Here is a 22739-nt window from a genome sequence, read left to right as displayed (position 1 = left end):
GACAGAGGGTGATTGGTGCCGGTCCATACTCTGCCAGTCGCGAGGTAAGTTCCCATGCGCAGCGACACTATAAAGAAGGGCGTTGAACGCACGCCGCACCGCGCTCTCATCAAGGGTACCGGCGTCCCCCAGAGCCAGATGGACAAGCCGTTCATCGGCGTCGCCACCAGTTTCACCGATCTGATTCCCGGCCATGTGGGGATGCGCGATCTGGAGCGTTTTATCGAAAAAGGCATCCACTCGGGCGGGGGATACGCCTTTTTCTTCGGCATTCCAGGTGTCTGCGACGGCATCTCCATGGGACACAAGGGGATGCACTACTCGCTTCCCACCCGTGAACTCATTGCCGACATGGTGGAGTCGGTTGCTGAAGCTCATCGGCTCGACGGCCTGGTGCTGCTCACCAATTGCGACAAGATCACGCCCGGCATGCTTATGGCGGCGGCACGACTCAACATTCCTTCGATCGTGGTTACCGCGGGTCCGATGATGGCTGGTCGCGGTACGGAAGGACGCCGTTATTCATTCGTTACCGATACCTTTGAGGCCATGGCCCGCTACAAGGCCGGGGTCATCGACGAGCGTGAGCTTGGAGTCTGCGAGGACAATGCCTGCCCCGGCATGGGATCTTGTCAGGGGCTTTTCACTGCCAATACCATGGCAATTCTGACCGAGACCATGGGCATGAGTCTCCCCCGTTGCGGCACGGCTCTCGCGGTGTCAGCCCTCAAGCGGCGCATCGCCTTTGCGTCCGGGGAGAAGATCGTCGATCTTGTCCGTAACGATATCACTCCGCGTCAGATCCTTACCCGCGATGCTTTTGAGAATGCCATCCGCGTGGACCTTGCGTTGGGTGGCTCATCCAATACGGTGCTCCATCTCCTGGCCATTGCCCGGGAGGCTGGAGTGGACTTGCCACTGGAAACATTTGATACGCTAGCCAAGGAAACCCCCCAGATATCTTCGATGAATCCGGCGGGCGAGTACTTCATGGAGGATCTGGACGCCGGTGGCGGCGTCATGGGTGTACTCCGGCAGCTTGGTTCTCTGGTCCGTGATAACCCGACGGTCATGGGGCTCTCCACTCTCCAGCTCGCTTCAACCGTGGAGTCTGTGGACGAACGAGTCATTCGTCCCCTGTCGAACCCGGTGAAGAAAGAGGGGGGGATCGCCGTCCTCTTCGGCAACCTGGCGCCCAAGGGTGCCGTTGTCAAACAGTCCGGCGTCTCGGATGCCATGATGACATTCGAGGGGACTGCCCGTTGCTTCGATTCTGAAGAGGCGGCCATGGCGGCTCTCATGGGGGGGAGGATCGTTGCCGGCGACGTAGTGGTTATCCGCTACGAGGGCCCCAAGGGGGGGCCGGGCATGCGGGAAATGCTGGCACCCACGGCGACTCTGATGGGGCTCGGCCTCGGCGACTCGGTTGCACTCATCACCGACGGCAGGTTCTCCGGGGGTACCCGCGGTCCCTGTATTGGGCACATTTCTCCCGAGGCCGCTGAAGGCGGCCCCATTGCCCTCGTGGAGGAGGGTGACCGCATCCTGCTCGATATCCCCAACCGTCGGCTGGAACTCCTCGTTGACGAGGCGGTTCTGCAGGAGCGTCGCGCCCGTTGGACGGCGCCCGAGCCGAAGATCAAAACCGGCTGGCTCGCCCGCTATGCGAAGGTGGTGACATCCGCCTACACCGGTGCGGTGACCTCGGCCGACTGAAACTTTTTCCATTTGCCCGCAGGAGGCTTTGCATGAAAATGACAGGAGCGAGAATATTACTCGAATGCCTCAAGCTCGAAGGGGTCGATACCGTGTTCGGCTACCCCGGTGGCACGGTAATCAACATCTATGATGAGCTGTTTTCTTTCAAGGAGATACGTCACATTCTTCCCCGGCACGAACAGGCCGGCGTCCACGCGGCCGACGGTTTTGCACGTGCCACCGGTCGGGTGGGGGTAGCCATCGCCACGTCCGGACCCGGAGCCACCAACACCGTCACCGGCATTGCCACCGCATACATGGATTCTATCCCCGTGGTGGTTATTACCGGCCAGGTGCCCACGGCCCTTATCGGCAACGATGCGTTCCAGGAAGTCGATATTGTCGGCATCACCCGGCCGTGCACCAAGCATAATTTCCTGGTAAAGGATGTGAAAGATATCCCGTCCATCATCAAGAAGGCATTCTATATCGCCCGCACGGGCCGTCCGGGGCCGGTCCTCGTGGATCTTCCCAAGGACGTACAGATCGCCACCGCTGAGTTTCACTACCCGGATTCCATCGAATTGCGGAGCTACAAGCCGACGGTCGAGGGACATCCCAAACAGATCGAAAAGGCCGTCTCCCTCATGCTTGAGGCCAAGAAGCCGGTGATCTACGTGGGTGGTGGGGTCATCTCCGGCGATGCAGCCGGCGAACTCTATGATTTCGCCAAAAAACTCAATATGCCGGTTACCACGACCCTCATGGGACTCGGCTCCTTTCCCGAGGATGATCATCAGGCCCTGCGACTCCTGGGAATGCACGGGACCTACTACGCGAACATGGCAGTAACCAACTGCGATATGCTGTTTGCCGTGGGCGCCCGGTTCGACGACCGCGTAACCGGTAAGGTCGCCACCTTCGCCCCCCACGCGAAGATCATCCACGTCGACGTGGACCCCACGTCCATCAGGAAGAACGTGCGGGTCGACCTCCCCATCGTGGGCGAGGTGAAGAAGGTCCTGTCCCAGATGCTCAAGGTGCTGGAGGAGCAGGGGGACAAGGTGGAGCGCTTTCGCACGGGTATTGAACCCTGGATGGCCGAGATCGAAGGATGGAAGCAGAAGCATCCCATGACCTACAAGCAGACAACCTCGGTCATCAAGCCTCAGTACGTTATTCAGAAGCTGCGGGAGCTTTCCGAGCCCGACGCCATCATCGCCACGGACGTGGGGCAGCACCAGATGTGGACTGCCCAGTTTTTCACCTTCACCAAAGCCCGGACCCTCCTGTCATCGGGTGGTCTCGGCACCATGGGCTACGGTCTGCCTGCAGCCATGGGCGCCCAGGCTGCGTATCCCGATCGCCAGGTTATCGCTATATGCGGAGACGGCGGCTTCCAGATGAATATGCAGGAACTGGCGACACTGGTCCAGAATCGGTTGCCGGTCAAGATCTGTATTCTCAACAACAATTTCCTCGGCATGGTCCGGCAGTGGCAGGAGCTGTTCTTCGACCGCCGCTACTCCCAGACCTGCATGGAGCTGCCCATCGACTTCATCAAGCTGGCAGAGGCCTTCGGTGCGACCGGTCTCCAGGCCTCCAAGGTGGACGAAGTGGAAGGCACCATCAAGAAGGCATTCGAGACGCCCGGACCGGTTATCATGGAGTTCAAGATCGCGCGGGAGGAAAAGGTCCTCCCCATGGTGCCCGCCGGGGCTTCTCTCAATGAAATGGTGCTCAACGCCTAATCGTGCAAGTCGGGTCGGTCGTCGTCGGTGACGCCCGATCCGCTCTCCCATTCCTCAGGAGGCTTCATACATGCGACATACGATCACCGTTCTGGTGGAAAACGAATTCGGTGTTCTCTCTCGCGTGGCCGGTCTCTTCTCCGGCCGCGGCTTCAATATTGACTCACTCTCGGTTGCGCCCACCAATGACGAATCCATCTCCCGCATGACCATTGTCACCCGGGGGGACGACCAGATTCTCGAACAGATCACCAAGCAGCTCAACAAGCTCATCGATGTCATCAAGGTCATTGATTTCACCGACGGGGAAGTGATTGAGCGGGAAATGGCGCTCATCAAGGTGACCGCCGAGGACGATGCCCGGGCTGAGGTGCTGCGGATCGTCGATATTTTCAGATCCAAAATCATTGATGTTACCCCCCGTTCCTTTACCATCGAGGCCACGGGAACGCCGGCCAAGATCGATGCGATCCTTGAACTGCTCCGCCCCCTGGGGCTCAAGGAGCTCGTCAGAACCGGTCCGGCGGCCATCGGGCGCGGCGCCAAGGGGTGGAAAGGGTAGGACCGATTACATTCACCGTTCGTCTCAGGTGTTGATCGAACAAATACAAGGAGGAAAGTGATGAAGATTTATTACGACAAGGACTGCAATCAGAGCGTGCTCAAGGGGAAAAGGGTAGCCGTCATCGGCTACGGCTCCCAGGGCCACGCCCATGCCAATAACCTGAAGGATTCGGGTGTCGACGTGGTGGTCGGTCTCAAGGCCGACTCTTCCTCCGTGGCCAAGGCCACCGGCGCTGGTCTGACGGTTCTCCCCACCGCGGATGCGGTAAAGGGTGCCGATGTGGTTATGATTCTCCTGCCGGACGAGATTCAGGGTGACGTCTACCGCGAGGAAGTCGGCCCCTATCTGAAGCAGGGGGCCTATCTGGCTTTCGGCCACGGTTTCAATATCCATTTCGGTCAGATCACTCCGCGCCCGGACATCAACGTCATCATGGCTGCTCCCAAGGGACCCGGTCACCTGGTGCGTCACGAATACACGAGAGGAGGCGGGGTTCCCTGCCTTATCGCCATTCACCACGACCCGTCCGGCAACTCCCGTGATGTGGCTCTGGCCTATGCTTCCGCCATCGGCGGCGGTCGCGCCGGCATCATCGAGACCTCCTTCAAGGAAGAGACCGAGACCGACCTGTTCGGTGAGCAGGCCGTGCTGTGCGGCGGCATTTCGGCCCTGATCCAGGCTGGCTTCGAAACCCTGGTGGAAGCGGGCTATTCTCCGGAGATGGCTTACTTTGAGTGCCTGCACGAGACCAAGCTCATCGTGGACCTGATCTACGAGGGCGGTATTGCCAACATGCGCTATTCCATCTCCAACACTGCCGAGTACGGCGACCTGACCCGCGGTCCCCGCGTCATCACCGACGAGACCAAGAAGGAAATGAAGCAGATCCTCTGGGAAATCCAGAGTGGACAGTTCGCCAAGGAGTGGATGCTGGAGAACAAGGCCAACAAGCCGACCTTCAACGCGCTGCGCCGCAAGGGGATGGAACACCCCATCGAGGACGTTGGCGCACGGCTCCGCTCCATGATGTCGTGGATCGGTTCGTCCAAGATCGTCGATAAATCCAAAAACTGATACACTCGGTTGCACCCACGGTGAGGCCGGATACGGCGGGAGTTCAGGCTCCACGGCCGCATCCGGCCTCATTTGCCGTTTGACGGGTGGCATCCGGTGTTAAACCCGAGGTCCATTGATGCGGAATGAAAACACCCCCATAGCAGTCGAGGGGTATCCCTTTATCGCCATTGCCGGCGTTCTGACACTCATCCTAGCCGCCGTATCCTGGCATGCTCCCGTTGTCTGGGCGGGGACGGCTTTCTTTCTGACAGTCACGCTGTTCGTTGCCTTTTTCTTCCGCAATCCCGAACGGATAACCCCTGGCAACGAGAATGCCGTAGTTGCACCCGCAGACGGTGTTGTCATCTATCTCGGACCTGCCCGCGAAGAGCACCTGGGAGTGGAAACCACGAAAATCAGCATCTTCATGTCGGTGTTCAACGTCCACATCAACCGTGCACCGGTGAGTGGCACGGTGCTCGACACCTTCTACGTGAAGGGAAAATTTCTCGATGTGCGCGACGATCGCGCGACCTTCGAGAACGAGCAGGCGGGGCTGGTCATTGAGACGGCCCGTGGCCTTCGACTGGCTGTCGTGCAGGTGGCGGGTCTCATTGCCCGGCGTATCGTTTGCTACGCAGGGAAGGGGGACCGGCTCACCAGGGGGGGGCGTTATGGTCTGATCCGGTTCGGTTCGCGTCTCGATATCTATCTGCCGACCACTACCGAGGTCAAGGTCGCTCTAGGCGAGAAGACGGTAGCCGGTGAAACCGTCCTGGGGATTCTGCCATGAATGGTGAAAAAATCGATATGTCGGAGAGTATGCGCAAGGGTATTTATATCCTTCCCAACCTCTTCACCACGGGGAGCCTTTTCGCGGGCTTCTACGGCATGGTCGCTACCATGAACGGCGATTTTAAAACAGCTGCTCTCTGGGTTCTCATTTCCTCCATTTTCGACGGGCTCGACGGAAAAGTTGCACGACTTACCGGCACTTCAAGCAAGTTCGGAGTCGAGTACGATTCGTTGGCCGACGTTGTTGCCTTCGGGGTTGCTCCCGGTCTGCTCATGTACAAGTGGGCGCTCCAGCCTTTCGGACGGCTCGGCTGGCTTGCCGCCTTCCTCTTCGTGGTATGCGGCGCTTTGCGTCTTGCCCGCTTCAACGTGCAGGTCAATACGGTGGAGAACAAGCGGTTCGTTGGCCTTCCCATTCCGGCCGCAGCGAGCATGGTTTCAGCAACGGTGCTTCTTTTCTATCATTTCGGTTGGCCAAGTTCGTACAAAAAGGTAGCGATACTTGCACTCATCTATCTCCTCGCGTTTCTCATGGTGTCGAGCTTCCGCTACTATTCCTTCAAAGATCCGGAGCTGATCAAGCGGCAACCCTTCGCCATGCTGGTGCTGGCCGTGTTGCTTTTGATCGTCATTGCGGCTGAGCCGGTCGTCATGCTCTTCGTTATCTTTTTCTGTTACACTTTTTCAGGGATTATCGGATTTTTCATGAGCCTGCCGCGCCGTCGCCGCTTGGAAAAAGCACTCCATCATCGGCATGCCAAGGATGACCACTGACCTGTTTTGATGTTTTTGGGTATCAAAACAATGTTTGATATCTTGGAACATATCATAATTATGAAGAAAATGTCTTGACAGGTCGAGAAGTCGTTCTCTATTATCACGTAACAATTAATAAACAGGCCGTGAAGAGGAGTAGTAGTCCGACCCCTTATCTTTGTCGGTAGCAGCGAAAATGCCGACGCCAGAGAGCCGGTGCTTGGTGCAAACCGGTATAAGGAAGGACGAACTCGCCTCGGAGCCGCCCCCGCGAAATCGGTCGTTGTCGATTGACGATCCGCAGGTAGTTGGGGCCGTATCCCGCGTTAAGGGAAAATGAGGTTCTTGTGTCGCCGTTTATCGGCGCATGCGAGGACGAAAAAAGGGTGGTACCGCGAGCGCAAGCCTTCGCCCCTTTATTGGGGCGGAGGCTTTTTTAGTATCCGGCCGGTTTTCCGGCTAAGCGACGGTTGCATTCACCGGTGCAGCTGGTATGAAACATCTAACACCAATGAGGAGGTATGCCATGGCAGAGCAGAAAACTATCAAGATATTCGATACAACACTGCGTGACGGAGAACAGTCTCCCGGCAACAGTATGAACATCGAGGAAAAACTCAGGGTTGCCAAGCAGCTCCAAAAACTGAACGTAGATGTAATTGAAGCCGGTTTTCCCATCGCGTCTGAGGGTGACTTTGAAGCGGTCATGCGGGTTGCACAGACCATTAAGGGCCCTGAGATTGCGGGTCTGTGCCGCGCCAACGACAAGGATATAGACAGGGCCTGGGAGGCTCTCAAGTATGCTGGCGAGAAGGGGCGTATCCATACCTTTATTGCCACCTCTGATATCCATATGAAGCACAAGCTGAAGATGTCCCCGTCCCAGGTAATGGATGCGGCGGTAAAGGCGGTGAAGAGGGCTAAGTCGTACACTCCCAACGTGGAGTTTTCCTGCGAGGACGCTGTACGAACCAACCTGAAATTCATGGCCGAGGTGGTAGAGGCAGTCATTGATGCGGGGGTGACCACCGTGAATATCCCCGATACGGTGGGCTATACCATTCCTTTTGAATACTTCAATATCATTAAGTATCTGAAGGAAAACGTTCCCAATATCGAGAAGGCGGTCATATCCGTCCACTGCCACAACGACCTCGGTCTGGCGGTTGCAAACTCCATCGCCGCGGTTCAGGCGGGCGCGGGCCAGGTTGAGTGCACCATCAACGGTATTGGCGAGCGTGCAGGCAACTGTTCCCTGGAAGAGTTTGTCATGGCAATCCGGACTCGCCACGATATCCTTCCCTTTAAGACGAACGTGGCAACGGACCAGATTGTGCCGGCCAGCAGACTTCTTTCTACCATCACCGGCATTGGCGTTCAGCCCAACAAAGCTGTTGTCGGCGCCAATGCCTTTGCTCACGAGTCGGGCATTCATCAACACGGCGTCCTGATGGAAAAGTCCACTTATGAAATTATGACCCCGGAATCGGTTGGGCTCCGGGCCAATGTTCTGGTTCTCGGCAAGCATTCTGGTCGTCACGCTTTTAAAAAGCGCCTTACCGAACTGGGCTATGAGTTGAGCGACGAGGATCTGAATAAAGCCTTCGAGCGGTTCAAGGCTCTTGCGGATATGAAGAAGGAGGTTTTCGACGAAGATCTGGACGCCATCGTGGCGGACGAAGTTATGCGCCCCTCCGAGAAGTATCGGTTGGCACATATCACGGTGACCTGCGGATCGTTTGCGGTGGCAACAGCAACAGTGCAGATGGAGATCGACGGGGTCGCCGTGCGTACTGCAGAGCTGGGGGATGGTCCTGTCGATGCCACACTCAAGGCCATCAAAAAGCTCACCAAGACCAAGGCCCGACTCCAGCAGTACAATGTAGGCTCCATTACCGGTGGTACCGATGCTCAGGGCGAAGTGACAGTGCGCCTCGTTGACGGTGATGAGACGGTGGTCGGCCGCGGTTCATCCACCGACATCATCGAGGCATCGGCAAAAGCCTATATTAACGCCCTCAACCGTCTTCATTTCAGGAAAGAACGGGCACCCGAGAGCCTGTAATCCACAGATGCGACCGCTGTATTACGTGGCGTACGCACGTAAGCAGCGGTCGCCGTCAAGTGCAGCGTATTATAACGCGATTAAACACAAAAAGCCCGCTGGATGAACCAGCGGGCTTTTTGTCGGTTAAGCTATGAGGGCCTTGTTTAGGCCTTCTTGACGTTGGCGGCCTGAAGCCCCTTGGGGCCATTCACCACGTCGAAGGAAACTTGCTCACCCTCGGCGAGGGACTTGAAACCATCCTGCTGGATGGCGGAGAAATGTACGAACACATCCTCGCCATTGTCCTGCTCGATGAACCCAAAACCCTTGGCGTCGTTGAACCACTTAACTCTTCCGATAGCCATTGTCCTACCTCCTTTGTGCCTCCGGATCTGTGCCGGACTTCGTGGGGATGCTGCTTAAGTTTCCGGAGTTTTGAGGCAGGAAAACCGCGAGAGTCGAGGGGACTTTGCTCAGTTTTCAAGGGCTGCAACAACTTCCGAAACTTGCTGCATTGTCACACTAACACTGGCAATTCATCCTGTCAACAAAATTTTGCCCCGTTTCATGGATGGATTCTTTGTGTTAAAACATGTTGATTTTTCTGATGAAAGCTATAAGGAGCCCGTAGTGTTGATGGTCGAACTGAAGCGAGATGCGAGGCAGTTTAAGCAGGTCGGGCTCATCAGCCTCTTCGGGGAGTGGGGGGCAGCAGCTTATGCGAGTGCCCGGCAGGCGCAATTCGGGGAATTCATTTTCGAGTTCATCGATCTGTTCCCGAGTTAGTTCTTTGTTGAGCCGGATGATGAGCCTCTCTTCGAAGAATCGGAGGGAGTGGTAGTTGTGGTAGAACTCTTCGATGACCCTGATGGCCTCATCCTCGTCGCGGGTAATGGTGAAAATGGAGAAATCCTCCGCAGAGATGAACCCTTTGCCGAGGATGCACGAGGTGACGAAATCGAACCAGCGATCCCAGTAACCGTCACTGTCGTCGATAAGAACAAGGGGTTTGGGAGAGGTCTTGCCCGTCTGGATGAGGGTGAAGACTTCCATGGCTTCGTCAAGCGTGCCGAATCCGCCGGGGAAAACGGCGATTGCGTTCGACTCCTTGACAAAGGCGACTTTCCGGTTGAAGAAGTACTTGTAATTTATGAGTCGCGGATTCTGGAGCATCACGGGGTTGGGCTTCTGTTCGAAGGGAAGGCGGATGTTTACGGCAAAGGAGCGGTCGCTGCCGGCGCCTTCATTTCCGGCTTGCATGATACCCGGGCCTCCGCCGGTGATAATCATGTACCCCTTGTCGGCAAGTTTTCGGCTAAAGCGGACGCAGGTCTGATAAATCGGCTCCTGGGGCTCCGTACGGGCCGAGCCGAAGATGGTCACTTTCCGGCTATTGCGGTAGGGGGCGAACACGTTGGTTGTGTAGCGCATCTCCTTCATGGTGTTGTTGAGCAGTTTGAGGTCTGCGGGATAGCTTGTTTCCTGGCCCGATTTGAGAGCGGAAATGATCATTTCACGTATCAGGGTAGGGTGATGGATGGTTCCAGCCTTCTCCATCAGTGTGTCAATGAGTGTGTCGATTTCGCCATTGGTGCGCGTAAAGCTCAGTTCCATGTCTCGCAGACGTCTCCCCGTGAAAAATTTGCGTATCCTAGCATGTCTGCTGTGGTGCAAGCAAATGTTAAACCGCGTCGAACAAATATTACATTGATTTATAAACCCCGTTTGTTTACATTGGCACCACATTCCATCATGTTAGACGCGAGGATAGTTCGAAATGGGGAAAACTATTGCGGAAAAGATTTTTGCCAGTCATCTGGTTGATGAACCCTTTGCCGGCACCAAGGTGCTGAGGCTCGATGTGGTGATGTGTCACGAGATCACCACGCCCATCGCCATTGCCGACCTGATGGCGCGCGGCAAGGATCGGGTTTTCGACCCGACAAAGATCAAGGCGGTCATTGATCACGTGACCCCCAGCAAGGACTCCAAGACGGCCACCCAGGCGAAGATGTTGCGCGATTGGGCGCGGCGCCATGGCATCGTGGACTTTTTCGACGTCGGAGCTAACGGCGTTTGTCATGCACTGTTCCCCGAGAAGGGGTTCATCCGGCCCGGCTATACGGTGATCATGGGCGATTCGCATACCTGTACTCACGGAGCGTTCGGCGCGTTTGCGGCAGGCATCGGCACCACCGATCTCGAGGTCGGCATTCTCAAGGGAGTCTGCGCCTTCCGCGAGCCGAAAACGATCCGCATCAACCTGAACGGCTCTCTGCCTGAAGGGGTGTATGCCAAGGACGTAATCCTCCATGTCATCGGCAGGATTGGTGTGAACGGGGCAACCGACCGGGTAATGGAGTTCCGCGGATCGGTGGTCGACACCATGACCATGGAGTCGCGGATGACACTGTGCAACATGGCCATCGAGGCGGGTGGCACCTCGGGTATCTGTATGCCTGACATGGTGACGGTCGATTACCTCTGGCCCTTCCTCAAGGATGAGTACCAGTCCCGGGAGGCCGCCCTTGCGGCATTCAGCCTGTGGCGGTCCGACGAAGACGCCGTCTACGAGCAGGTGCTTGATTTTGATGTGTCGAGTCTCGAACCCATTGTCACATTTGGCTATAAGCCGGACCAGGTGAAGCCGGTCTCTGAAATTGCCGGTACCCCCGTGGACCAGGTTTATCTCGGCTCCTGCACCAACGGCCGGCTGGAGGATCTGCGCATTGCCGCACGGATTCTCAAGGGAAAGAAGATCGCACCCACGGTACGCGGCATACTCTCTCCCGCCACGCCGAAGATCTACCAGGATGCCATGCGTGAGGGGCTGATCGATATCTTCATGGAAGCCGGCTTCTGTGTGACCAATCCCACCTGCGGCGCCTGTCTCGGCATGAGCAACGGCGTCCTGGCCGAAGGAGAAGTCTGCGCATCGACCACAAACCGTAACTTCATGGGGCGGATGGGCAAGGGGGGGATGGTCCACCTCATGTCTCCGGCAACGAGTGCTGCAACCGCTATCGAGGGTAAGATAGCCGACCCCCGGAAGTATCTGTAGCTTCCATATTCCCAGCAAGGAGACAGACCGATGAAACAGTTTGGCGGCCCCGTGCTCTTTCTCGACCGCTCTGATATCAATACCGACGAGATTATCCCGGCCAAGTATCTGACCGAGATCACCAAGGAAGACCTCAAGCCCTATATCCTGGAAGATCTGAAACTGCCTGGTTTCGATCCCAAGGGGGAAAAGACGAAGACTGCGCGTGTCGTTGTCTCCCGGGCCAATTTCGGGTGCGGCTCATCCCGTGAACACGCGCCGTGGGTGTTCGAGGTGAACGGCATTACAGCTGTGATTGCCGAGTCCTTTGCCCGGATCTTCCGTCAGAACATGTTCAACTGCGGCATGGCTGCCATTGAACTCTCCGCCGATACGATCGAGGGGCTGTTCACCTATGCCGGCTGCGCCGACGCGGCCATCTCCATTGATGTTGCAGGACAAACGCTCACAATCTCGGGGGGGGGAACGTCGGAAACCCACTCCTTCGATATATCACCCTTTGACAAGGCTCTTGTTCTCGCCGGTGGCTGGGTTGACTACGCCGACAGCAAGTATTGAACATCGTTACATTGCATCGGATTGAAGCTTTTCGAGAGCCCGCCGCACGCGGGCTTTTTTTCTGTTCGCGCGGGTTGGGGTCTTTTCTGTTGACTCCCCGGGTTGCCAAGGGTATTAAAGCTGTCTATACATTATTTTGACACGGCGGTTTATACGTGAAGTGCTTTCGTCTCCTGTTTCTGGCATCCCTGGTAACCCTAGTTGCGGCATCGCCGCTCCGGGCCGCCGATGGCGACGGAAGGGAAGGAACGATATTCACCTTTTGGCCTCTGATTGACTACCGGGAAAGTCCGGCCGAGGAGTTCAGCAACCTGTCGATCCTCGGGCCCCTGATCAAGATACAGCGTCAGGGGGATGAGGCGGTCACGGCCATTCGTCCGCTGGTGTATCGCACATCCGTGGAACGGAACGATAGCGTCGGAGCGAGCATCATCTATCCCCTTGCTTCGGTTACCAGTTCGCCGGAGCAGTGGAATCTCCAAGTGCTCCAGCTTTTTCAGGTAAATGAGTTCCGCAGGGATGAACCGGGCGAGACCGAGGACACTTCCATGCTTTTCCCCCTCTATATCAGGGGGGAGTCCAGTGAGCACGGCACGTACACGTCGGTTTTCCCCTTTTATGGAACGCTGTACAATCGGCTTTTCCGGGACGAGATACACTACGTGCTCTTTCCCCTGTACGGCCGAACCGTTGCAAAGGGGACTACGACGCGTCATTATCTCTATCCGTTCTTTGCCACCATCGAGGGACAAGAAGAGTCCGGTTGGCAATTCTGGCCCCTCTACGGCAGGTCGAGCGGCGAAGGGCGCTATGATAAGCAGTTCGTGCTGTGGCCCTTGTACCTCAAGGAGCGCACCGGTCTCGATACGGACAATCCGACCGAGCGACTCACGATGTTTCCCTTTTACGCATCGACGGAGTCGCCCCGGCTATCGTCGCGCTCGTATCTCTGGCCCTTTACCGGATGGTCCAGCGATCACGCGACCGGTCAGGAGGAACGCTATTATCTGTGGCCCTTGATCATGACCGCCCGGGGGGAGAAGCGGGAAGTCGATCGCTTTTTGCCGTTTTATTCACGCGAACAGACCAGGGAGTCGGCTAAGCAGTGGTATCTCTGGCCATTGTTCAATCATGACGAGATCACATCGGACACCTACTGCCGCGATCGGGACCGCCTTCTGTTTTTCCTTTACTCCGACAGCATCGAACGATGGCCGATTGATGGCGCGGAGCGAAGAACTACGGCACTCTGGCCGCTGTTCACGTTCCACCGCAACGAGCGGGGGGTGAAGAGTTTCAGCTTCCCAGCTCCGCTGGAGCCACTGACGCCACGCGAGGGCATCGAGCAGAACTGGGCGCCACTCTGGCGTCTCTATATCCAGAAGTGGAACGATGGCGGCGATTCGGCTGTTTCCTTTCTCTGGAACCTTTACTGGCATGAGAAAAGGGGCAATGACGTGGCATATGAGGTTTTTCCGCTTCTCGCGTACCGCACCCAGGGCGAAGGTTCCGACGTGTCGATCCTGAAAGGTTTCGTGCGTTACCGTTCGTCTGGCGACAAGAGGATGCTCCGTCTGTTCTGGTTGCCCTTCGACCTGGAATGGACGGGAAACAGCCACGAGGTACGGGGAGTGGCGCCTCCCGGCGAAACTCGTATCGAGGCGAGGTGTGAACCCTGATGGGCATGTTTGATCGAGTTGGCAAGAAAGTTCTGTCCTTTCACGAAGTATTGGGTGAAATGCTGATGCTGCTCGGCAGAACGGTATGGTTTTTCCGGGAGGCTCCCCGGAACCTGCCGAGCATTTTCAACCAGATGGCGATCATTGGTTATGAGACTGTGCCTATTGCGTCGGTCATGGCCTTTTTCGTGGGGATGGTCTTGGCGCTCCAGACCGGTGTCGAACTTCAGAAATACGGAACCCAGAACATCATCGGCGGTATCGTGGGGCTTTCCATGGTACGCGAGCTGGGACCGGTCATGACCAGCTTTCTCGTTGCCGGCCGGGTTGGTTCGGCCATGGCGGCGGAGATAGGCGTGATGAAGGTCTATGAGGAGATCGATGCACTCAAGACCCTCGATATCAACCCCGTGCGCTACCTGGCCATGCCGCGGCTTATAGCCTGCCTGGTGTGCGTACCGGCTCTGGTCATCTTCGCCAATGCCGTCGGGATTGTGGGGGGGGCCATCATGAGCCATCTCCATCCGAAGATATTCATTTCCTACTCGACGTATTACGATAGTCTCAAGACGGCCCTCAAGCTGAAGGAGGTGGGGGCTGGCCTGGTGAAGGCAACGGTTTTCGGCGGGATTATCGCGCTCGTTGCCTGTTATACGGGATTCAAGACCAGCGGTGGCGCCCGGGGCATCGCGCAGGCAACGACCCGGGCCGTGGTCTTGTCGTTCATGTTGATTCTGGTGGCCGATTATTTCCTCACCAGGATTCTGATGTAACTAAGATGAGTAGTACGGCCTGTCGGGTGATGGGGAGGAGAGTTCATGGCGTTGTCGACTGAAAAGAAGGTGGGTTTTTTCTTCATGGCCGGATTGGTGGTCCTGGGGGTGATGCTCGAATTGGGCGAGCGGTGGAACCCCTTTGAGAAGAACCTTCCCTATGTGACCTATCTTTCGAGCACCACCGGCCTCAAGGTGGGAGACCCTGTTCGGCTGGCTGGCGTTGAGGTCGGGAAGATTACCCGGATCGATATCGAGGACGGCAGAGTGAAGGTCGGTTTCGAGGTCAAACCCGGGACCCGGATCAAAACCGACTCGGTGGCGACCATCCGGCTTACGAACCTTCTGGGGGGACAGTTTCTGGGGATTTCCTTTGGTACCCAGACCGCCGACATCCTTGCCCCGGGCTCTGAGGTGAAGAGCCGGGAAATTGCCAATATCGACATCATTGTCGACAACGTGAGCGACCTGACCAAGGACGCGCGGACGTTCCTCAATGATCTGAACACCAACCAGAACGAGGTCCTGGGAAAAATCTCGACCATGCTCGACGAGAACAGGGGGAACCTCAAGGGGGCGGTCCAGAATCTCAACAGTATCACCGCAAAGATGGACCGTGGCGAAGGCTCGCTTGCAATGCTGCTGAATGACAAGGCCCTCTATCAAAACACCAATGAGCTTGCCACGAGCCTTAAGACCGTCACCGGGAAGATAGAGCGTGGCGAGGGTTCGCTGGGCAAGCTGGTAAACGAGGATGCTCTGTATGTCGAAGCTAAGGGAGCGTTGGCTGAGTTGAACGCGGGCGCAAAAGATATCAAGGAAATCGCCGCCAAGATCAACAAGGGTGAGGGGAGCGTCGGCAAACTCGTTCATGACGAGGCTCTCTATAACGAGCTGCGTGACGCATCCAAAAACATCAGTGACGTGGCGCGCAAAATCAACGAAGGGCAGGGCACCCTTGGCAAGCTGGTGAACGACGACAAGCTCTACCGTGATACAGCCGCAGCCATGAAGAAACTGGACAAGGCAGCCGACGGGCTCTCCGATTCGGGGCCGATTTCGGTGCTTGGAAGTGTTGTCGGTACGCTGTTTTAACAGGTAACAGCTGAAGCAATGCTGTAACTATTTGTGCGCGGAGCCGTCTGGTGCGGCTCCGCGTTTGTTCGTCAGGAGGATGTATGGAAGACGTTCTACGGATCGCGGTGGGAACCGTGACCATGCGGCCCTACGTATTTGCCTTTTTTGCAGCGTACCTGGTGGCGGCGGTGCCGCACCTCGGCTGGCGCAAGACCCTGCTGTTCACCGCGGCCGGTTATCTGATTTCCTTCGCGTCCGAGTTCAGTTCAATCAATACGGGAATACCCTACGGCTGGTACTACTACATCGATACGACCCGCGACCGGGAGTTGTGGATCGCCGGGGTACCATTTTTCGACTCCCTTTCCTACGTGTTTCTCGCTTACTGCAGCTATGCCACCGCCCTGTTCGTGGTGTCGCCGATCAAGGCGTGGCGGTGGGATCTCGTGACGCTCGAATCACGGTCCATCAGGGGATCCTTTGCCGTTCTCTTTCTCGGCGCCCTGTTTCAGGTCTTTCTCGACATTATTATTGATCCGGTGGCCCTTCAGGGATATCGGTGGTTCCTGGGCCAGATTTACGGATACCGGGAGCCCGGTATCCATTTTGGTGTTCCGATCTCGAACTACGTGGGATGGTGGGTCGTGAGCGTGATCATGGTGTTTGTCCTGCAGCGGATCGATCTGTGGTGCGAAGGAAAGGACGGGAAGCCCGCAGGGGTGGCCAATCCGCCCCTGCGTTCACTCTACGGGCCGATTCTCTATCTGTCGGTGCTCGTCTTCAATCTGGCAGTGACCCTTTGGCTCGGTGAGCACCTCATGGCACTGACCGGGATACTCATCTACGTCCTGGCGGGCTCCATAGCGATTGTTACTATTGTGCGCCGAACCAACCGCTACCGGAAGGAGGAACTGGCCGAACATCTGCGGGATTATCCCTGGTCCGCCGTCTCGGGCCGCTGCGCAAAAGAGTAGGAGGGGGTACAGCGGGTTGTGGCAGGCAGCACCTCGACGAGTTCGATGACGGCCGAGGCCAGCAGTTCGCCGGCCCGCTTCGACGAGCGCGCTAGTCTTATGAGCTGCGGCATGATCCAAGGCTTTCGGAGCAAGGTGGTCACGACCCGGTACGGCTTGATATTCAGCTCGGCATCGGTAAATTCGTCCAGTGAAAAGCCGAACTCTTCTGCCGCATCGTCGGTAATGGCCCGCAGTGCCAGGAGCGGGATACCGCGTTGCGCGGAAATGCTGGCCACGGCGGCTGTTTCCATGTCAAGCACCGGTGATGTTACCGCGGCCGGAATAAGCGGCGCGACAAGATGTTTGGCGAGGATTGCCCCGGAGGTGATGACGGTGCCGGCGGTCACCGCGAGGGAGGTGCGCTGTGCCAGGGCCTTCATGACACTGCAAGCGAGGGGGGCGTCTATCCCGGCTACAAGGGTGAAATCCCTTCCGTCATAGTGCAGACACCAGGTTCCCATTACCAGGTCGCCGACCGACAATCCCGGCAGCACGCCGCCTCCGAATCCGAATGAAACCATAACATCGGGTGAGGCTACCTCGGCAAACCGTTCCGCAACAGATTCTGCCCGCTTCGGCCCCATGCCCGACTGGGCCAGCCAGATATCCGCATCACCCACCTGTGCGCGCCAGAGGGGAAAGGGCTGTTGTGCAAGCAATGTTGCCCCACGCAAACGACGCAGCAGGGGGCGGGTTTCGTCCGGCATGGCAGCAATGAGGCCGATGGTTGTGGGGGGCATGACCGGTCTCCGCATGAGGGGGATGACGGCACTCTATCAGAGCTGATGCGCCCCGGGCAACGCATTTCACTCCTTGACACGTCCCTGCCTTTGCGGTAGCGTAGTACGTCCCACCTGCCGGAAGGGACGCACTCTGCAGTACATCTCTTGCCTTCACTCGGTTAATCTCGTCGGTAACGTCATTTCAACCAGTTGCACGTTTCGCCCCCACAGGGTGCGTGGCGTTCGCGCATGCCGTTCAGGGCGAGTGCAGTATGTGAATGGGACTTCGTATGAACATCACCGCCATAATCCCCGCCCGTTTCGCGTCGACCCGCTTTCCCGGCAAGGCTCTGGCCGACATTGCGGGCAAGCCGATGGTTCAGCATGTGTATGAGCGTACCGCCCGGGCACGTCTTGTGTCTGAGGTTGTCGTGGCAACGGATGATGACCGGATCGCCCAGGCGGTCCGCGGCTTCGGCGGCAGGGTCGAAATGACCTCCCGGGACCACGAGACGGGAACGGATCGTCTCGCCGAGGTGGCCTCGCGCATCGGGGCCGAGATCATCGTGAACGTGCAGGGTGATGAACCGCTCATTGAGCCCGCCATGATCGACGAGGCGATTGCTCCGCTTGCGGAGAATCCTGCCGTTCGCATGGGTACCCTCAAGAGCCGCATCCGGACGCTCCACGACTTTCTGAGTCCCAACGTCGTGAAGGTTGTGACTGATCTGGAGGGGTATGCGCTCTACTTCTCCCGTTCGCCGCTTCCTTTTTTCAGGGACAAGTGGAATGACTTGAAAGACGAGTCCTTTGCATCGGGGCGGCTGCTCTGCTACAAGCATGTGGGGCTCTATGTCTATCGACGCGATTTCCTTATGGAGTTCGCAAAAATGCCACCCACCGCCCTCGAGTTGGCGGAAAAACTCGAACAGCTCCGGGCGCTGGAGAACGGCTGCCGGATCAGGGTGGTTGAAACAGCGCACGAGTCGATCGGCGTCGACACCCCCAACGACCTGGAAAAGGTTCTCGAAAAGTTGAAATAATCTGACTCAGGAGTGTGCATGAAAACCAAGTTCATCTTCGTAACCGGTGGCGTTGTGTCCTCCATCGGCAAAGGGCTTGCCTCGGCGTCGCTCGGGGCGCTGCTGGAGTCCCGCGGCCTGCGGGTAACCATGCAGAAGCTGGACCCTTACATCAACGTTGACCCCGGCACCATGTCGCCGTTCCAGCACGGCGAGGTTTTTGTCACCGACGATGGCGCCGAGACCGACCTGGACCTGGGGCACTACGAACGGTACACCTCTGCCCGGCTCTCCAAACGGAGCAATTTCACCACGGGCCAAGTCTATTTTTCGGTCATCGAGAAGGAACGGCGCGGCGATTATCTGGGGGGGACCGTGCAGGTTATTCCCCATATCACCGACGAGATCAAGCACAAGATCCTGGAGAACGCCAAAGGGGCCGATGTGGCCATCGTGGAGGTCGGGGGAACGGTCGGCGACATCGAATCGCTCCCGTTCCTGGAGGCGATCCGGCAGTTCAAGGCGGACCGGGGGGCGGGGAACGTTCTTTACATTCACGTGACGCTCGTGCCCCACATCAAGACGGCCGGTGAGTTGAAGACCAAGCCGACGCAGCACTCCGTCAAGGAGTTGCGCGAGATCGGTATCCAGCCCGACATTCTCATCTGCCGTTGCGAGATGGAGCTGCCCCGGGACATGAAGGCCAAGATCGCCCTGTTCTGCAACGTGGAAGAGAAGGCGGTCATCACCTCTACCGATGCGGAACATATCTATGCGGTACCCCTGGCGCTTCACAAGGAAGGTCTCGACGAGCAGGTAGTAGAAAAGCTCAACATCTGGACCAAGGCGCCTGATCTCAGTCCCTGGCACAGTGTTGTGGAAAAACTTCGCTCGCCCCTGCGGGGAGAGGTCCGCATTGCCATCGTCGGCAAGTACGTTAATCTCACCGAGTCATACAAGTCCCTGTCCGAAGCCCTTACCCACGGCGGGATCGCCAACGACTGCCGGGTGGTTCTCACCTATCTGGACTCCGAGCGGATCGAAAGCGAGGGGATCGGCAGCTCCTTCGATGACATCGATGCCATCCTGGTGCCGGGAGGGTTCGGCGAGCGGGGAACCGAGGGCAAGATCAAGGCCATCGAGTACGCCCGCACCCAAAAGATTCCTTTCTTCGGCATCTGTCTCGGCATGCAGATGGCGGTGGTGGAGTATGCCCGCAACGTTTGTGGGCTCGAAGATGCCTGTTCCAGCGAGTTCCGTCCCGATTGCGCCAACCCGGTCATCAGTCTGATGGAGGAACAACGCGACATCGACCGGCTGGGCGGCACCATGCGGCTCGGTGCCTATCCCTGCAGCCTTACCAAGGGAACTTTTGCCCAAAAAGCGTACGGGTCCCTGGAAATATCCGAACGTCACCGTCACCGCTACGAGTACAATAACGCCTTCCGTGAGACCCTTGTGGCCAATGGCCTCGTCGTGTCGGGGCTCTACAAGGAAGGGGATCTGGTGGAGATCGTGGAGGTCGCCGACCACCCTTGGTTCCTCGGCTGCCAGTTCCACCCGGAATTCAAGTCAAAGCCGCTTAACCCCCACCCTCTGTTCAGGGCATTTATCGCAGCCGCCCTTGATCGGAAAGACAAAAGGCGATAGGCTGTCAGCCTATCCCCACAGATAAGAGGTTTGCATGACCAGGGAAATTACCATAGGTTCCGTAAAGATTGGTGGCGACCGACCGCTGGTGCTCATCGCCGGCCCCTGTGTGATCGAAAATGAGGCGGCAACCCTGCGTTGCGCCGAGCGCCTAATGACCATCTGCAACGGCGTATCCGTGTCGCTTGTCTTCAAGGCATCCTATGACAAGGCGAATCGCACGTCGGTTACCTCGTTTCGCGGCCCAGGCATGCAGGAGGGGTTGCGCATTCTCCAGAAGGTGAAAGACTCCCTCGGCATCCCTGTCATCTCGGACATCCACTCAATCGAGCAGGTAAAGCCGGCTGCCGAGGTGCTCGACATCATTCAGGTTCCCGCGTTTCTCTGCCGCCAGACCGACCTGGTGGTGGAAGTCGGCCGGACCAATCGGGTGGTTAATGTCAAGAAGGGCCAGTTCATGGCCCCATGGGACATGGAGAACGTCGTCGGCAAGATTCTGTCAACCGGCAATGAGCGTATCATCCTGACGGAGCGCGGGGTAACATTCGGCTACAACAATCTCGTTTCCGACATGCGGAGTCTTCCCATCATGCGCCGCATCGGCTTCCCGGTGGTCTTCGACGCCACCCACAGCGTTCAACTGCCCGGCGGCCAGGGCGGTTCGTCCGGCGGTCAGCGCGAGTTTGTGGAGTACTTGTCCCGGGCCGCGGTCGCCACCGGCATCGACGGCATCTTCATGGAAGTCCACGAAGACCCCGAAAAGGCCCTGTGCGACGGCCCCAACTCGGTGAAGCTCGATGACCTGCCCGCACTGCTCAAGAAGCTGAAGGCAATAGACGCCATCGTAAAATAGATCCCGGGCCAGTCAGTGGCCGGTTACTGAAACGGAAGCATAATGATTCTCGAAGAAGCACGAAAAGTCATACGAATTGAAGCAGAAGCACTCACACGCCTTGCCGATACCATCGACGGCGAGTTTGAAAAGGCGGTGCGCCTCATTCTCGGCACCCGTGGACGGGTTGTCGTTACCGGTATGGGAAAGTCAGGGCTTATCGGCCAAAAAATAGCCTCAACCATGGCGTCCACCGGCACGCCGGCCCTGTTCCTCCACCCGGCGGAGGGGGTCCATGGCGACCTGGGGATGATCATGAAAGGGGATGTGGTCATCGCCATCTCCAACAGCGGCGAAACCGAAGAGGTGGTACGCATCCTCCCGATCATCAAGCGGCTCGGCGCGACTCTCGTCTCCATGTCGGGCAACCCCTCATCCACGCTTGCCAAGGCCGGCGACGTGTTTCTCGATATTTCGGTGACCGAGGAAGCCTGCCCCCTCGGCCTGGCTCCCACCGCATCCACCACTGCAACCCTTGCCATGGGTGATGCCCTTGCAGTGGCTCTTCTCATCGAGCGCGGGTTCAGGCCCGAAGATTTTGCCCTGTTCCATCCGGGCGGCTCCCTGGGGAAGAAACTCCTCCTCACGGTGGGGGACCTGATGCATTCGGGCGACGCCGTGCCGTTGGTGGGCTCCGCCACGCCGATTCGTGATGCCCTGTTTGTCATTACGGCCAAAGGGCTAGGTATTACAGGTGTTTGCGCGGAAGACGGCGCACTGGTTGGGGTGGTCACCGACGGCGATCTGCGGCGCTCTCTCGGTAAAGGCGTCGATATCCTGAATCAGCCCGCCGGAGAGATCATGACCCGCAATCCCAAGAGAATCAATCGCTCTGAGTTGGCAGCCAAGGCTCTCCAGGTAATGGAGTCCCACTCCATAACGTCTCTGTTCGTTTTTGACGATACGGCCGACAACCGGCCGGTGGGAGTCATTCATCTCCATGACCTGTTGCGGGCGGGGTTGGCATGACCGCCGGGGAAAAGGAACTCATGGACGGACGCCTTGCCGGGATCAAGTTGCTGTTGCTCGATGTGGACGGCGTCATGACCGATGGCCGGATCATCTTCGACTCCAATGGAGTTGAGAGCAAGTTCTTCAATGTCAAGGACGGTCACGGCATCAAGATGATTCAGCGGGCCGGTATCCAGGTGGGGATCATTTCGGGTCGCCAGTCGGTGGTGGTTGCCAACCGGGCTGCTGAGCTGGATATCCCGATACTCTATCAAAAAGCCATCGACAAGCTGACACCGTACGGGGAGATTCTCGCCGCCACCGGCCTGGAGGACTCACAGGTCGCCTTTGTGGGTGATGATGTGATCGATATTCCGGTGCTGCGGCGCGTCGGGTTCGCCGCCGCACCTGCCGATGCCGTACCGGAAGTACTGCCGTTTGTGCATTTCACCACCCGCAATCGTGGCGGGTGGGGAGCCGTCCGCGAAGTCTGCGATCTCCTTCTCAGGGCCCAGGGAAAGTGGGACGAGATTACCGCGCGCTATTACCGCTAGAGCGGTATTCATCATGTTCTTCTCCTGAAGCTCACCCTTCAGTATCCCTGCGCCTAAAGCCCCGTCTGTTTTGTCCGAAAAGAGAGTATCTCCCTTCATCATCACCGTGTTCTCCG

Annotated in this window: 21 protein-coding genes and 1 other annotated feature; of the genes, 18 read left to right on the top strand and 3 right to left on the bottom strand. The window is 57.6% G+C overall.

All coding sequences use genetic code 11. The features are described 5' to 3' along the window. Positions 1 to 54 precede the first annotated feature (54 nt). From ilvD to GS_RS09590, 7 genes are all read left to right on the top strand, one after another. Complete coding sequence (ilvD, locus tag GS_RS09620; RefSeq protein WP_010942557.1) at positions 55 to 1716, top strand: dihydroxy-acid dehydratase; 1662 nt, start codon at positions 55 to 57, stop codon at positions 1714 to 1716. A gap of 32 nt (positions 1717 to 1748) precedes the next feature. Beyond that, entirely contained in the window at positions 1749 to 3449 is a 1701-nt protein-coding gene (gene ilvB / locus GS_RS09615; RefSeq protein WP_010942556.1) for a biosynthetic-type acetolactate synthase large subunit, read from the top strand. A 70-nt stretch (positions 3450 to 3519) separates the two neighbouring features. Further along, entirely contained in the window at positions 3520 to 4011 is a 492-nt protein-coding gene (gene ilvN, locus GS_RS09610; protein ID WP_010942555.1) for an acetolactate synthase small subunit, read from the top strand. Positions 4012 to 4071: 60 nt separating this feature from the next. Beyond that, complete coding sequence (ilvC, locus tag GS_RS09605) at positions 4072 to 5088, top strand: ketol-acid reductoisomerase (protein ID WP_010942554.1); 1017 nt, start codon at positions 4072 to 4074, stop codon at positions 5086 to 5088. Between the two features lie 118 nt (positions 5089 to 5206). Beyond that, the gene (locus tag GS_RS09600) at positions 5207 to 5863 is read left to right on the top strand and encodes a phosphatidylserine decarboxylase family protein (protein WP_010942553.1); all 657 of its coding nucleotides are present in this window, start codon (positions 5207 to 5209) and stop codon (positions 5861 to 5863) included. Next, complete coding sequence (gene pssA / locus GS_RS09595) at positions 5860 to 6639, top strand: CDP-diacylglycerol--serine O-phosphatidyltransferase (protein WP_010942552.1); 780 nt, start codon at positions 5860 to 5862, stop codon at positions 6637 to 6639. Before GS_RS09600 ends, pssA begins: the two co-directional genes overlap by 4 nt. A 119-nt stretch (positions 6640 to 6758) precedes the next feature. Then, positions 6759 to 7040: a binding site (T-box leader), on the top strand. Between the two features lie 107 nt (positions 7041 to 7147). Beyond that, the gene (locus GS_RS09590) at positions 7148 to 8686 is read left to right on the top strand and encodes a 2-isopropylmalate synthase (protein ID WP_010942551.1); all 1539 of its coding nucleotides are present in this window, start codon (positions 7148 to 7150) and stop codon (positions 8684 to 8686) included. 146 nt (positions 8687 to 8832) lie between these two features. Here GS_RS09590 and GS_RS09585 read toward each other — a convergent pair whose 3' ends face one another. Together GS_RS09585 and GS_RS09580 are read right to left on the bottom strand one after the other, a co-directional pair. Further along, the gene (locus tag GS_RS09585; RefSeq protein ID WP_010942550.1) at positions 8833 to 9033 is read right to left on the bottom strand and encodes a cold-shock protein; all 201 of its coding nucleotides are present in this window, start codon (positions 9031 to 9033) and stop codon (positions 8833 to 8835) included. Between the two features lie 220 nt (positions 9034 to 9253). Continuing rightward, positions 9254 to 10282, bottom strand: coding sequence for a TIGR00730 family Rossman fold protein (locus tag GS_RS09580; RefSeq protein WP_010942549.1), 1029 nt, complete (start codon positions 10280 to 10282; stop codon positions 9254 to 9256). A 163-nt stretch (positions 10283 to 10445) separates the two neighbouring features. Here GS_RS09580 and GS_RS09575 point away from each other — a divergent pair, with 163 nt between their 5' ends. The 6 genes from GS_RS09575 to GS_RS09550 all read left to right on the top strand — a co-directional run bounded on the left by GS_RS09575 (position 10446) and on the right by GS_RS09550 (position 16790). Further along, positions 10446 to 11729 (top strand): 3-isopropylmalate dehydratase large subunit, encoded by a 1284-nt coding sequence (locus GS_RS09575; protein WP_010942548.1) that lies wholly within the window; start codon positions 10446 to 10448, stop codon positions 11727 to 11729. A gap of 30 nt (positions 11730 to 11759) precedes the next feature. Further along, a complete protein-coding gene (locus tag GS_RS09570; RefSeq protein ID WP_010942547.1) occupies positions 11760 to 12287 on the top strand; it encodes a 3-isopropylmalate dehydratase small subunit in 528 nt (175 codons plus the stop codon). Between the two features lie 155 nt (positions 12288 to 12442). After that, positions 12443 to 13966, top strand: coding sequence for a hypothetical protein (locus GS_RS09565; RefSeq protein ID WP_010942546.1), 1524 nt, complete (start codon positions 12443 to 12445; stop codon positions 13964 to 13966). Next, the gene (locus tag GS_RS09560; RefSeq protein ID WP_010942545.1) at positions 13966 to 14739 is read left to right on the top strand and encodes an MlaE family ABC transporter permease; all 774 of its coding nucleotides are present in this window, start codon (positions 13966 to 13968) and stop codon (positions 14737 to 14739) included. The genes GS_RS09565 and GS_RS09560 overlap by 1 nt, the downstream gene beginning before the upstream one ends. Positions 14740 to 14784: 45 nt before the next feature. Next, the gene (locus tag GS_RS09555) at positions 14785 to 15834 is read left to right on the top strand and encodes an MlaD family protein (RefSeq protein WP_010942544.1); all 1050 of its coding nucleotides are present in this window, start codon (positions 14785 to 14787) and stop codon (positions 15832 to 15834) included. An 83-nt stretch (positions 15835 to 15917) separates the two neighbouring features. Further along, positions 15918 to 16790, top strand: coding sequence for a carotenoid biosynthesis protein (locus GS_RS09550; RefSeq protein ID WP_010942543.1), 873 nt, complete (start codon positions 15918 to 15920; stop codon positions 16788 to 16790). Here the strand turns inward: GS_RS09550 and GS_RS09545 are convergent. Then, on the bottom strand, positions 16748 to 17572 hold the full coding sequence (locus GS_RS09545; RefSeq protein ID WP_010942542.1) for an MTA/SAH nucleosidase: 825 nt from the start codon (positions 17570 to 17572) through the stop codon (positions 16748 to 16750). The two genes, GS_RS09550 and GS_RS09545, sit on opposite strands and share 43 nt — an antisense overlap. A 272-nt stretch (positions 17573 to 17844) precedes the next feature. Between GS_RS09545 and kdsB the strand changes: the two genes are divergently transcribed. The 5 genes from kdsB to GS_RS09520 are packed head-to-tail and all read left to right on the top strand — an operon-like array spanning position 17845 to position 22623. After that, positions 17845 to 18597: a 3-deoxy-manno-octulosonate cytidylyltransferase gene (gene kdsB, locus GS_RS09540; protein WP_010942541.1), complete on the top strand. Its 753-nt coding sequence runs from the start codon at positions 17845 to 17847 to the stop codon at positions 18595 to 18597. A gap of 18 nt (positions 18598 to 18615) precedes the next feature. After that, a complete protein-coding gene (locus GS_RS09535; RefSeq protein WP_010942540.1) occupies positions 18616 to 20226 on the top strand; it encodes a CTP synthase in 1611 nt (536 codons plus the stop codon). A 34-nt stretch (positions 20227 to 20260) separates the two neighbouring features. Then, positions 20261 to 21079 (top strand): 3-deoxy-8-phosphooctulonate synthase, encoded by an 819-nt coding sequence (kdsA, locus tag GS_RS09530; RefSeq protein WP_010942539.1) that lies wholly within the window; start codon positions 20261 to 20263, stop codon positions 21077 to 21079. A gap of 42 nt (positions 21080 to 21121) precedes the next feature. Continuing rightward, a complete protein-coding gene (locus tag GS_RS09525; protein ID WP_010942538.1) occupies positions 21122 to 22087 on the top strand; it encodes a KpsF/GutQ family sugar-phosphate isomerase in 966 nt (321 codons plus the stop codon). 20 nt (positions 22088 to 22107) lie between these two features. Next, positions 22108 to 22623: a KdsC family phosphatase gene (locus tag GS_RS09520; RefSeq protein ID WP_010942537.1), complete on the top strand. Its 516-nt coding sequence runs from the start codon at positions 22108 to 22110 to the stop codon at positions 22621 to 22623. The last annotated feature ends 116 nt before the right edge of the window (positions 22624 to 22739 follow it).

Source organism: Geobacter sulfurreducens PCA, assembly GCF_000007985.2.
GTDB lineage: Bacteria > Desulfobacterota > Desulfuromonadia > Geobacterales > Geobacteraceae > Geobacter > Geobacter sulfurreducens.
Note: the sequence above shows the minus strand (reverse complement) of the source record. Positions and strands in the feature narration are given on the sequence as shown.